Origin of the sequence: Bradyrhizobium sp. WSM1417 (genome assembly GCF_000515415.1) — a bacterium.
Classification (GTDB): domain Bacteria; phylum Pseudomonadota; class Alphaproteobacteria; order Rhizobiales; family Xanthobacteraceae; genus Bradyrhizobium.
The window spans coordinates 2,458,083-2,470,329 of sequence record NZ_KI911783.1 but is presented as its reverse complement, the minus strand read 5'-3'; the positions used below and the strand labels follow the sequence as shown (position 1 = coordinate 2,470,329).

General features: G+C 59.0%; 12 protein-coding genes. 9 read left to right on the top strand and 3 right to left on the bottom strand.

Annotated features, from left to right (window positions below; translation table 11 throughout):
• Position 1 precedes the first annotated feature (1 nt).
• Both BRA1417_RS40160 and bioB read right to left on the bottom strand, forming a co-directional pair.
• Positions 2-259, bottom strand: a complete 258-nt coding sequence (locus BRA1417_RS40160) for a hypothetical protein (protein ID WP_027515958.1) — start codon at positions 257-259, stop codon at positions 2-4.
• Positions 260-373: 114 nt separating this feature from the next.
• A complete protein-coding gene (gene bioB, locus BRA1417_RS0111785) occupies positions 374-1,363 on the bottom strand; it encodes a biotin synthase BioB (protein WP_027515957.1) in 990 nt (329 codons plus the stop codon).
• Positions 1,364-1,481: 118 nt separating this feature from the next.
• On the opposite strand from bioB, the gene BRA1417_RS0111780 reads away from it, so the two are divergent.
• The 8 genes from BRA1417_RS0111780 to BRA1417_RS0111740 all read left to right on the top strand — a co-directional run bounded on the left by BRA1417_RS0111780 (position 1,482) and on the right by BRA1417_RS0111740 (position 7,193).
• Positions 1,482-2,144, top strand: coding sequence for a GntR family transcriptional regulator (locus BRA1417_RS0111780; protein ID WP_027515956.1), 663 nt, complete (start codon positions 1,482-1,484; stop codon positions 2,142-2,144).
• Positions 2,145-2,267: 123 nt separating this feature from the next.
• Positions 2,268-2,627, top strand: a complete 360-nt coding sequence (locus BRA1417_RS0111775; RefSeq protein WP_027515955.1) for a Dabb family protein — start codon at positions 2,268-2,270, stop codon at positions 2,625-2,627.
• A gap of 117 nt (positions 2,628-2,744) precedes the next feature.
• Entirely contained in the window at positions 2,745-4,139 is a 1,395-nt protein-coding gene (gene pabB, locus BRA1417_RS0111770; protein ID WP_027515954.1) for an aminodeoxychorismate synthase component I, read from the top strand.
• On the top strand, positions 4,136-4,714 hold the full coding sequence (locus tag BRA1417_RS0111765; protein WP_027515953.1) for an aminodeoxychorismate/anthranilate synthase component II: 579 nt from the start codon (positions 4,136-4,138) through the stop codon (positions 4,712-4,714). Before pabB ends, BRA1417_RS0111765 begins: the two co-directional genes overlap by 4 nt.
• 530 nt (positions 4,715-5,244) lie before the next feature.
• Positions 5,245-5,466, top strand: a complete 222-nt coding sequence (locus BRA1417_RS0111760; protein ID WP_027515952.1) for a hypothetical protein — start codon at positions 5,245-5,247, stop codon at positions 5,464-5,466.
• 17 nt (positions 5,467-5,483) lie between these two features.
• Positions 5,484-5,909 (top strand): hypothetical protein, encoded by a 426-nt coding sequence (locus BRA1417_RS0111755; RefSeq protein ID WP_027515951.1) that lies wholly within the window; start codon positions 5,484-5,486, stop codon positions 5,907-5,909.
• 664 nt (positions 5,910-6,573) lie between these two features.
• Complete coding sequence (locus BRA1417_RS0111745) at positions 6,574-6,825, top strand: hypothetical protein (protein WP_027515949.1); 252 nt, start codon at positions 6,574-6,576, stop codon at positions 6,823-6,825.
• Between the two features lie 74 nt (positions 6,826-6,899).
• Positions 6,900-7,193 (top strand): hypothetical protein, encoded by a 294-nt coding sequence (locus tag BRA1417_RS0111740; protein ID WP_027515948.1) that lies wholly within the window; start codon positions 6,900-6,902, stop codon positions 7,191-7,193.
• 648 nt (positions 7,194-7,841) lie between these two features.
• Here BRA1417_RS0111740 and BRA1417_RS40155 read toward each other — a convergent pair.
• Positions 7,842-8,411 (bottom strand): GNAT family N-acetyltransferase, encoded by a 570-nt coding sequence (locus tag BRA1417_RS40155; RefSeq protein WP_035968463.1) that lies wholly within the window; start codon positions 8,409-8,411, stop codon positions 7,842-7,844.
• 1,938 nt (positions 8,412-10,349) lie between these two features.
• On the opposite strand from BRA1417_RS40155, the gene BRA1417_RS0111705 reads away from it, so the two are divergent.
• The gene (locus BRA1417_RS0111705) at positions 10,350-11,582 is read left to right on the top strand and encodes a diaminopropionate ammonia-lyase (RefSeq protein ID WP_027515946.1); all 1,233 of its coding nucleotides are present in this window, start codon (positions 10,350-10,352) and stop codon (positions 11,580-11,582) included.
• The last annotated feature ends 665 nt before the right edge of the window (positions 11,583-12,247 follow it).

Here is a 12,247-nt window from a genome sequence, read left to right as displayed (position 1 = left end):
TTCAACTCCCACATCGCGCAAAGAAATTGTAATGGCCGCCTAGAACGAGCTCAAACATCGGCCTCTTGGCTTCAACCTGGCAGAATGCAAGTTTCTCGATCAACGAGCACAACGTGCGGCTTGCTTCCGTCTCGTCAAAAGAGTCGTCGGCTTCCACCACATAGGTCGCGAAGCGCGCCCCGGCTTTCAATTTGTAGATCTCGACGCGTCCGTGGATCAGGACTCCTGCCGCATCCAGCAGCAATTGAAACCGAGCCATCACTGTCCAGATCGGCTCTGGTCAGCGAGGCGCGATGGATTTTGCCTTGCATTAAGGTAATCTGCATTTGCCACTTACGCTCGGTTTGCGGCAAAGCGTGCTCGCTGCCTGTTTTCACTTCGTAAGCCCGGACGTAATGCCGAGTCGGTCCAGCAAGTTCGCATCACGGCCGCGCTGCGGGTTCTTAGTCGTCAACAGCACATCGCCGATGAAGATGGAGTTTGCGCCGGCCAGAAAGCATAGGGCCTGCAGTTCGTCGCTCATGTATTGGCGTCCAGCGGACAACCGCACGACGCTCTTCGGCATCATAAGCCGGGCGGTCGCTATCAGTCGCACCAGTGCGATCGGATCGGGGCGCTCTGCGGTGCCATTGACCGGCACACCTTCGACCTCGTTCCAGAGGTTAATTGGAACGCTCTCCGGGTGCTTCGGAAGATTGGCGAGTAGGACCAGCATGGCGAGGCGGTCCTGGACACGCTCGCCCAAGCCGACAATGCCGCCGCAGCAGACCTTGATGCCGGCAGCGCGCACATGTTCAAGAGTGTCGATCCGATCCTGCAAGGTGCGGGTGGTGATGATCTTGTCATAGAAATCCGGTGAGCTGTCGACGTTGTGGTTGTAGAAGTCGAGCCCGGCTGAGGCGAGCCGAGCGGCCTGCCTCGACGTCAGCATGCCAAGTGTAACGCAGGTTTGCATGCCAAGCGCCTTGACCGCCCTGATCATCTCACAGACCGAATCGACGTCCCGGTCCTTTGGGCTGCGCCACGCCGCAGCCATGCAGAAGCGAGTGGCCCCAGCATCGTTAGCGCGTTGCGCGGCGGCGACCACATCGGCGCAATCCATCATGCGGGTCGCTTTCAGCCCGGTGTGGTAATGTGCGCTTTGCGAGCAATAGCCGCAGTCTTCCGGACAACCACCGGTCTTGATGCTGAGCAGGCTTGCAGTCTCGACGTGGTTTGGGTCGAAGTTGTCCCGATGAGCGCGCTGCGCGCGAAACATCAACTCGGCAAACGGCAAAGCATAAAGCGCTTCGGCCTCGGCACGCGCCCTGAGCGGCCCGCTATTTCCGGCACCGTGCCGGTCCATCTTCACCGCAGCAATCATCAAACTTGCCTTAGCATTCCATCATAGATAATGAGCGAAGTTATCTATGAACTGTAGATCTGGAGTGATGCTAACCGATGCGACCTGCTCATGCACCCCGTTTTGCGATAGATAATCTATGATTATTCCCGACCAAAACGCGACGACTGCGGCGCGCATTGCCGACGCGATCGGCCAGCGCATTATCAGCGGCGAGCTGCAGCCCGACGCCCCACTCCGGCAGGATCATGTCGCGCGGGAATTCAATTCAAGCCACGTCCCGGTGCGCGAGGCATTTCGGCAGCTCGAGGCCCAACATCTTGTCGTAGCGCAGCCCCGTCGCGGGGTACGGGTTGCGCCGCTCGATACCAAGTCCTTGAAGGAGATTGCCGAAATGCGTGCGGCGCTCGAAGTGGTCGCGTTGCGCAATGCGGCTCCAAAGCTCACCTCGCAGCATTTGGCACGGATCGAACGCGTCCTGATTGAAGGAGACGACGCCCAGACGATTGAGGAGTTTGAGATGGCCAACCGCGCGTTTCACCGCGCGCTGGTCGCGCCATGCGCGATGCCGCGCCTGCTCGCGAGCCTCGACGGATTGCAGCTTGCGAATTCTCGAATGGTGTTCGCTATGGCACGAAGCGCCGGCTGGCGCCCGAGGTCGAATCAGGATCATCGCCTGATCCTGCAGGCGCTGCGGGCGCGCAACGTCGAGCACGCCTGCAATCTGCTTGCACGCCACATCCAAACGATCGAGCGCCTTGCCCTTCCCGCCTCCGCTGCAGGATGCGATCTGGCGACCTGAGCTCGACCCTTCGCAACATTGTCCTCAATCCGGTCTTGCGCGTGGCATGAGGTGTGGTTGCGCCGAGATCAATCGCAGGATAGTTATGCGACCAATCTAGCGATATCACACACTGCGGCACCCATGATTCGTCACATCGTCTTGTTTAGCGCCAAGGATCAGGCCCATATCGACCAGATCATCCAAGGGCTCCGGGTTCTCACCACAATCCCACATGCACGCCGGCTCGAGGTCGCTCGCAACCGCAAGACCGACCAGCTCGGCAACGACATCGACGTCGTGGTCTATGGTGAGTTCGATAACGAGACGGAGCTCGCAGCCTACAAAGCGCATGATCTCTACCAGGAATCGATCAGGCGGGTACGACCACTCAGGGAGTTGCGGTTCGCGGCCGACTACAATGTACCAACAGGCGAGCGTTGCGTGTCAACGTCAGTGATAAGTTCGAAGGCTCTGCGCATTGATTCCACCGGCGGGGATTAACCTGACAATCGATCTCAAGACTTTGCGGGCCCGAGATGAGCTCGCTCTCGTTGGGGCGGGGATCACAATCGAAAGCGCGCCTCCGAGCGCGCCGGCCGTCCGGTGACTGACAGGGCGATGCACGTCCGCGAACTGCAGTGGATCGAGCCCATCATTGGGATGCAATGTCTGGCGCATCGATCGCACCTTACATTTCTCGACAGCGCAGCAAGCCATGAGTTACTAGGGCGCTATTCATATCTGACCTGCGACCCCTTCAGCACTTACACGGTCGTTGACGGACAGGCGAGTTGCAATGGAGAGGCTCTCGATGGCGATCCATGGGAAGCTCTTCGCACCCTGCTGGCCAGGTTTCGCCAAGAGCATCGCCCCGATCTCCCGCCGTTCCAGGGAGGCGCGGCCGGCTTCTTGAGTTACGATCTGAACAGGACACTGGAGCGATTACCGGCGCCGGCAGCTCCTGGTCAGCAGTTGCCCCAATCCATGCTGCATCTTTATGACGTGGTCATCAGCTTCGATCATCGCGACCACCGATGCTGGATCTTTTCTAGTGGATGGCCGGAGCAGGATCCGGCGCGACGAAACAAGCGTGCACGCGGGCGAGCCGATGAGTTTGCAGCCCTCCTTGCCGGCCCAAAAGCGCCGCGGAATGACTCCCTGGTCACATCGGGCAGATGGCATTCGAATTTCAGTCATGAGGATTATATTGCGGCGGTACAGCGCGTTATCGATTTCATTCTGGCCGGCGACGTCTTCCAAGCCAACATTGCGCAACGCTTCAGCGCGGAGATCTCGACTTCATTCGACCCCATCTCGTTCTACTGCCGGCTCCGATCATTAAACCCAGCCCCCTTTGCAGCCCTGCTGCGCTACGGCAAGCTCACCATCGCGTCGAGCTCGCCGGAACGACTTCTGAAGCTTGACGGACGGCAGGTCGAAACGCGCCCCATCAAAGGTACGATCGCGCGATCCTCTGATTCCAAGGAAGACGAGCGCCGCGCTGATATGCTGGTCGCGTCCGAAAAGGACCGCGCAGAGAACACTATGATCGTCGACCTGTTGCGAAATGATCTATCTCGCGTTTGCACTGTGGATTCGATCGACGTTCCAGCCTTGTGCAAGCTCGAATCCTATGCCTCAGTGCACCACCTCGTGTCAGTCGTCACGGGTGAACTTTCAGAACGCCAAGACGCCGTTACCCTCCTTCGAGCTTGCTTCCCCGGCGGTTCCATTACAGGGGCACCGAAGGTCCGCGCGATGGAGATTATTGCGGACATCGAGGGTGTGGCGCGAGAGGTCTATTGTGGGGCGATCGGCTTCATCGGTTTCAACGGATACATGGATACGAACATTGCGATCCGCACTGTCACGATCGATGACGAATTGGCGGTGTTTCACGCCGGTAGCGGTATAACCGCGATGTCGGAGCCAGAGGCCGAATACGAAGAGACGCTCGCCAAGGCGCAGCGGATGTTTGATGCATTTGGTGCTGAAACGCCCGGTGCATTTTGATCGTCATCATCGACAATTACGACTCTTTCGTCTTCAACATTGCGCGGTATTTCCGCAGACTCGGTCAAGCAACCGAGGTGTTCCGGAACGACGCGGTCGGCGTGAGCGACCTTGTTGGCCTCAAGCCGCGCGCCATCGTTATCTCCCCCGGTCCATGCACTCCAATGGAAGCCGGAATATCTACCGCCGTCATCCGCGAACTTTCCGGGCGGCTCCCAATTCTGGGCATCTGCCTCGGACACCAGTGTATTGGCAGCGTTTTCGGCGGACGCGTCGCGCGTGCACGTCGCCCTATGCACGGCCGGTCCTCGTACGTAACGCATGACGGCCTTGGGCTATTCCAGGACCTCCCGTTTCCACTTTGCGTCGGGCGCTACCATTCTCTCGTTGTCGAGCTCGATGAGGCCTGCGCGCCGCACCTCACGGTCACCGCGCGTTCAGACGAAGGCGAGATCATGGCCGTTGCACATCGCCATCAACCAACCTATGGCGTGCAGTTCCATCCGGAATCGATACTTACAAAGGAAGGGCACGCCTTGCTCATGAATTTTCTGCGACTTGCAGAGACTTCCTGAGCGTGGCGATCGGGTATCAGGAATCCTTCCTGGCTCGTGGCGAGGTCGTCACTTGGATGAGGCGGCACGAAATGGAGGAAGCCGCTGGCCCATGGCGGTGGAGGCAGAAGGGTAGTCGGATCGCATAGCGGCATCATCGTCAGAAAGAAGTATGAGCCATGGTGCAGATTGACGACGAGAAGAACTAAAGCCAATTCGTGGAGCGAGGCCCGACAGCAACGATGTACGCGTCCTTCCGGGCGCGAGCCGAAGACGAGTTCTCGGAATTCTGGTGCGCAGTGCCCCGGACGAAAGGTGCTGGACCTGTGCCGCTGATGGTCTTGAAGCTCTGAGCCCGACGGCTGGGAGAGCATCTTGTTGAACACGCCGACGCCCGTTCGAGTGAATGCGGCACGTCAGGGCTGTGCAGCTACGGCTATGGGTTACCCGCGCGTCAGTGAGAACACTCATATTTTCGAGCGACATAGGAACACTATTCCGAGCTGCAAGGTTCTTCGTCACAGGGGCTAGAAATTGCGGAGTTCTATTTCATGGCCATTCAGATCGTGATGGACCACACGGGCGACACCCGACATATCTTTGAGCAAACCGCCCCGAAGGGGCTGGCCCAGGCTGAAAAGCGCTTCAAGGAGCTGACGGGGCAAGGATTTACCGCTGCCACCCGGACGTCGCCCGGCGAGCTCAAGGTCACACGGTCATTCGACCCGACTGCCGATGAGACGCTGTTCTATCCCCGCCTCGTCGGTGGTTAGCTAACACGGCACGGCAAATGTTTTTGTTCAGGCGCAATGGGGTCGGCTGTCGTGCGCGTTTGCGTGCCCTGCGCTTGCTCTACGGGAGCTTCATTGAGCAAAACGGCCCGGAAGCGCGTGCGCGGCGTCTTCTGCGGGATTGGTTATCTCCAGAGCAGCGTGCGCAATTTGATGCCGAGGGCTATTTCGAGGTCACGGGCTCTCACACGGGTCGACGATATCGAATCTACCAGGCCAGCGTGAGCAATGTTTTGGAGGTCGACGAACAAGGTCAGCCTAAGATCGGGTGGTGCTTTGTTCCCGAACGTCCCCTGGTGGCTGGCGACATCATGCTCGCTCAAAAGATCGCGCTCGAAACCGATGAATTGGCCGTGCTCGCGGTTGCGAATAGATTCTATCCGAACCCTATTCGGCTCCCAGGGCTACTGCGGCGCGCCTACTAGCCTGCTCGTGGGTGGGGCCGCTCGCTGCGGGCCAGCGACGCCCTCGCCGCCAAAGGCGCCGGTATGCGAAACGAGGGCTGGCAGGTAAGCCGTCGGTAGACTGGCGTTTTGTTGCAATGCGATCTTCCATTAGCGTCACCCGAATGGCTTGCGCGGATTTCGCGCTAGGGCTTTTCTCAACCTCGGCCATTGTCCGTTCGAAGGCGTCGCGCAGCCGTTGTGCGTGGGCAATGCTCTCCGGCTCGGTGAGATACGCAAGCTTGATCAGCAACCTGTTCAACAGATATGTGACGCGAGCATCGTCAGAGTGCCGGCTTCGCAGAACCGTGATCTTTCGTCGTATCTCGACCAGGTCGTGCGCTCCGTCCGGCTGCTTGATCAATCTGGAACTCGCGACATCGCCTCAGCGCTGAACGAAGTCCACGGCCGGGTATTATGGCGCGCGGAATTCGTCGTGCTGGACCCGACGGGGGCATGTCCGGGGCGCCCATCTTATTGGTCAACGCCGCGCTCGCAATCGAACTCCAAAATTAAGCTTGATGGCACGGCCGCTGGTTATTTCCGGAACCGATCACGCTCGCGGAGAGCACGTGGCATTCCGCTTGCTCATCCGGCCTAAATGGCCCGCGACAAGGGAGGCCCCGTTTCAGGTCGAGGCAAAACAATGCAAGAAGTGTCCCGCTCCGGCACCACCGGAGAGCTACGTCGCAACGCCCTGATCGCCGATCTGTGTTGGCGCGTCCGGCTTATGAACTCCGACATTGTCGAGGAAGAAGCTAAAGCTGGCGTGTACGACGTGCGGCAGCCTACCTATCCGATGCTTGCGCACAACCTGCGTGCACGTCGAGACAAGCTCATGTCGACGATTAGCTTGCTCGAAGAAAGAGAGAGATCGAGCCAGCAGCGCGCGGCCTGAGCCCCTAAGTCCAAACACAATAGGGCTCGCGCAATGAAAGGGTTTGTCGTATAGAGGACCCTTGAGGAGACATCATGAGTGATTGGCAAGCCGAACTGAAAGCGCTGCGGGCGCAGACCGATGCGTTCGCAAAGACGGTTGCCGCCGAGATCACCATCACCAGCTTGTCGCCGGCTGTTCCTGCGTCGGCGCCAATGCGCGAGAGCATGGCGCCGCCGCAGTTCGGACCAATCGACTGGGTCGGCTCAGAGCGCGATGAGATCAGCAAGCGTGTCGAGAACTTCCGAGCTCACCAGCGTCGCGTCGCGTGCGAGAGGGAAAGTTTTGCCACGTCCGTGATCGCAAAAATGCGCCAGCCAGGTAGCTAAACCGCGGCCTCTTCAAGCCGACGGAGCCGTAAATTGGGCCGATGCGTAGGTTTCTGCACCCGGTATCTCGGCATGCACACTTCCGCGCCGCCGGCTCAGAACCTATCTCGGCGGCGTCATCCGCGACATTGCTCGCAAGATCGAGGGGCGCTCCGACTTGCTCTGTGAGATTGTCCTTGGGCGCATGCTAGCGCTGGCGGGGCGGGGCGGGTGCTAATACGAGGAGGCCGTGGGCGGTACCGGGACCGTCGGGCTGACGCTACCGGCGGACGCATGCCCTACCGATCGTCATGATCCAGACGATTTGATCAGAGCGGCCGCGGCCAGATTAGGAAAGTTGCGAGCGGGGGTCTGGCACGTCGATCCGCATCCCTCCCAACGAGCTGCTATGGCGATAGGGCGAGTTCGTGAGCCTTGTGTAAGCCGTTCCATCCGTACGCCCCGGGAAAACTGGCCAGCGTTCGGCCCTTACACAAGGCTCACGCCACGCAAGAAGCACCCGCGGGGACGAGGTTCAGAGCTGGGCACGCGGATCGGCTCACTCAAAAAGAGGGTTTGGGATACGGCGGTGCTCTCCGACTTGTCGGCCGGACCCAAACTGGCACTACAAACTCCATCGCGAGTCAACCGAGCGCTGGCAAATCGACCTCACGCAAATCTCGAGGACGAATCCGGGATACGGCGGCTTAGCGCGCGTTGCCGCCGAGGATCTAACCGCGATCTCCCTGCAGCATTACGTTTCTCACGTTGACTGGCTAAGCCGTGTAACGGCAACTTGAGGCGTGGGCCGATCTCTGCAAAACCGGCCTTCAGGTACAATGCTGAGGTGGGGCTACGGCTCCAGATGGGTTGCCTCGGCGCCCCGACTTCAAGCTGGCCCCAGCCCTTTACCGTCCCCAGGCCAACCGCAGCCTCAATGAGACGCATCGCGACCCCAGACGATCGCTGATCCGGCACCACATAGAGTTCGGTGATAATGCCGTAGGTTCCGCCCGCAAAAAGGGCGGCGCTTTCCGACAACATAATGAGGCCGACCGGGCGTGCCTCCGTGAAAGCCACAAACCCATAAACCCGCTCTTTCATGGCTAGGAGGTCGACAGCCAGCTGGGTATCTAGTCCGCCCTGCTTTTGTCCGCCCTCAAGTTCGGCAAGTAGGGCAGAAACCATGTGGGTCACCGTTGCGGCGTCATCGATAGACACTTTACGCGTGGTCACCATGTCATATCCTCTTCCAAGTTTAACCAACATACGACCTGGCCCAGCGGCGGACGAGACTGCCGCAACACCCGATTCAAGGCAGATAGGCCGCACGGTTGAAAGTCAGATGACGCTCTAGTTCACATTGAGGTGATACGTCCTCGTGCCGCTCCAAAACTATCTCAGAGAGCCGAACGATAATTTGTCGACCATCGTCATGGTCGCACGGAGCGCTCTCTTCTGCTTTAGACCCGCGTGTCGCACCACGCGCGTCGGGGCAGGAACGCTAATCGGCGCGCGGTGATAACCGAATTGTTCATCCTGAGCGTCCCAGACCGGTATCATGACATCAATGTTCTCAGAGAATTGTCGAACGCGCCAGTCCAAGACACCCTGTTTTTGGTTGTGTCTAGATAATCAGTTTTTCTTATTTCTCATCGGACGCGCCAATTGTTGCCGCGCGACGAATATACGGAGCGGCTATCGCGCTGACGACTCCTGCCAGCGCGCGCGAACGGAAGGATGAGGCAGACGGCTGAAGTGACCTACTAAGTCACTTTGCGGGTGGTATCATCCTATAACCGAGGCTGCCGGAAACGTTTCAGGCGCGATCCCCCTCTGTGATTAGACCGCCTAGCATGAGCGAAAGCTTAGTTGGAGATCACGCAGTCAGTCAGCGCTGCCGTGATATTCCGCCATCAATGTGCTTCGGCATTCATTTGCGGCATTGCGGTCGGAGTGATGTGAACGACATGATAGCCGTTGTCGTGCAGCTACCGTAGGAAAGCCAACCACAAAGAGTTCGGCTCCCTTGACCCATCATCAGCTGCGTCTCGCGGGACTCGGCGTGATATTTATGCCGCAAGGCATCCTCGCTCCCGCTTGGGGGGCGGCAGAGTCGCAATCCACTAGTCACCGGCCGAACATGCTATGGTAGAGACCGTGTTCGTAGGACGAAAGGATGTCTACCTTTCGAGCGCGATAAAGGCGCTCTTTGATCTGATCCGGTCTGACCCGCAGTCCAAGCGCGCGGCCTAGAAAAGACGCTTCCCGCCCCTCGAAACGGTTCAGCGTGCCGGTGCACAGTGAACCTACATCTGCGCCGCCGGAACGAACATCTTGTGCCAGCTTTGGATTTGATTGTTCTTACCGAGCTTGCCGTACCGGGGCGTCGCGGCGCGCACGATTGTTCGGTGAGCAAGGATGATGCTCAGCCCCGCTTTCAATAAGATGGAGCGAGAGGAAATAACCGAGCGCGTGCGTTTCCAGCTCGGCGGCACCACAGCGTAGGATGTTTGCAGGAAACATACGGACCCAGCAGCCTGTCGCTAGGGGGTTTTGCGCAAATCCATGCTGCGCTCGAGCGGCGCGCTAGCCGCGCATCTAATCAGCCTACTCTGGATCGGGCCCAAAAAGCTGCTGAGCCAACAGCTGTGAGGCCGCGTGGCAACGGCAGCATTGCATACCTCCGTTGAAAGGACTTCCGCCACGCCTTGGGCGCAAGGACGAGGAGGAACGCGGATCGGGCGAGCTCCATCCGCGTGCTCATTTTGATATTTGCTCGCCAATGTCCGCGCGCACGGCAGTGCCTACCCTCTGGTCTGTCGAGCCAGGTGCAAAGCTTGCTTGCCTTGCACGACCTCGTCTGTACGCCCGCCCACGGACTGGAAGATGGCTATGGCTATTCGCGGCCCCTCCGCACGGATATCATTGAGCTGCTGCACAGGCTGACGCTCGTGCACGAAACGAGAGTGCTGCGCGAAACGAGGTAAGAGATGGCGATGAAGCTCTCCGACGGTCTTGAACATGCAGGCCCCCCCACCCGATCCCATCACGGTCCTCATTGAGAGCGGCCGCCCATTCCTGCGGATTAGGGAGAAGCGTGACATGGCCGGTATTGCCGCTATTCTTTCCCAGGCAGCGGCGCGATCGCTAGATCTGCGCCCAGGAACTCGAACCATGTTGCATCTTAACCATCGCATCGACCACCGCGCGCCTCTAGATGGTGCGGATACCAACATGCTCAGTTGCGAAGCCGCGCGAGAAGTGGAGCGGTTTCTTAGATGTCGCAATGGCCACAAGGAAACACCCCTGATTTCTTTGCCGGGGCTCGCAAATGAGATTGGCGTGGGCTCGATCCAAGTCAAGGACGAGGGCCATCGGCTCGGCCTTGGCAGTTTCAAGGCTTTGGGCGGTTCCTATGCGGTGATCCGGCTCGTCTTAGAAGCAGCGACTCGGCCCCTCGGCAGGGCTGTTGACGTGTCGGAGCTTCATGCGCCTGAGGTGAAGGCGGTAGCACGGGAAATGACGGTATCCTGCGCTACGGATGGTAACCATGGCAGGTCAGTAGCGCAGGGCGCCCAGCTGGTGGGGGCGAACTGTGCTATATTCGTCCACTCCGGCGTCAGCCAACAGCGTATCGCAGCGATCGTCCGATATGGCGCGCAGATGATCCGCGTCAACGGCAACTATGATGACTCCGTTGCTCAAGCATCCCGAGTTGCCGCAGAGAACGGCTGGACCACGGTGTCCGACACGTCCTGGCCGGGCTACGAGCGTATCCCTGGTTTGGTGATGCAGGGGTATACCGCGCTCCTGAGTGAAGCACTACGACAGCTGCCCGAACCCCCGACCCACGTCTTCGTCCAGGCAGGGGTCGGTGGAATCGCGGCAGCGATCGCCGGACGTTTTTCGGTCTTGTTAGGTGATAATCGCCCGTTCTTCACGGTTGTCGACCCATCGCGCGCAGCGTGCCTATTTGAAAGCGCTCGCGCCGGGTATCCCGTCAAGGTAGCTCATAGGCAGACGACAGTGATGGCGATGCTCGAATGCTACGAACCTTCGCTGATCGCTTGGCGCATCCTTTCGCGCGCAGCCGACGCTTTTATGATCGTCGATGACGAGGACGCCGTCAGCGTCATGAAGCGTTTGGCCAATCCCAGGGACGGTGACCCACCTGTCGTTGCAGGCGAAAGTGGCGGGGCTGGTATGGCAGGGTTGCTCAAAGTTGCTGCCAATTCGACCCTGCGTGGCCAGATTGGTCTTGGACCTGAAGCACGGGTCTTCCTCATCAATACCGAGGGTGCGACCGATCCTGACCTTTACGAAGAACTCGTAGGTCAGTCTCCAGCGCAAGTGGCCGGAAGCAATCTTGGACGTCTGCACGCTCATGATCCGGGTCCCCTTCGGTGAACTCAATGACGGGGACGCAAGCCAGCAGAAGGCCAAGAAAAAGCCATCAGCGATTGATTCTAAGATCGAAATAAGCTGCATTCTTTCTGCCGCTAACGAGGACCGGACGCACGTTTTCGGCGTGAAAGCACAGGCTTTGCTGTCTTGCCGCTACAGCAAGCCGCTATGACTTTGGCGTGCTTCAATTGCGTTAGAACTCTGAGTAACCTGTCGACATGCGTGGACTCCTGATCGTTCTCACGGCTTTCGTCATCATGTTGGCGGCACGCGGCACGCGGCCAGCACCAAAGTGCTTTCCTGCCGCGCCCGACCGCGCCCATGCCACCCGTCAACGTGCCCTAACGCCATGAGGTCTGTCGGCTAAGAAAATAAGTCCATACAATTTAGGATGTTCGGAAAGCTTCCTGATCGTGTTCAGGGACGTCAACAGCTAGCGCGCTACTCCATCGTACAGCGCTCGGGCTCTCCATCCAGCACTGAAAGACAGGCTCAAGATCCAAGACGAAAGCTTGTCGCGCTAAAGCTCGTTCTCCATCTTATCGCTGATATGGAGCAGCCCTTGCTTGCGAGCGAACGCAGGGCAGATCAGGGCGGCAACAAGGGGCTGCTAGGCTGAGTTCGGCGCATTCTTCAGATAGACGATAGCGCGACGTCCGGCATACGTC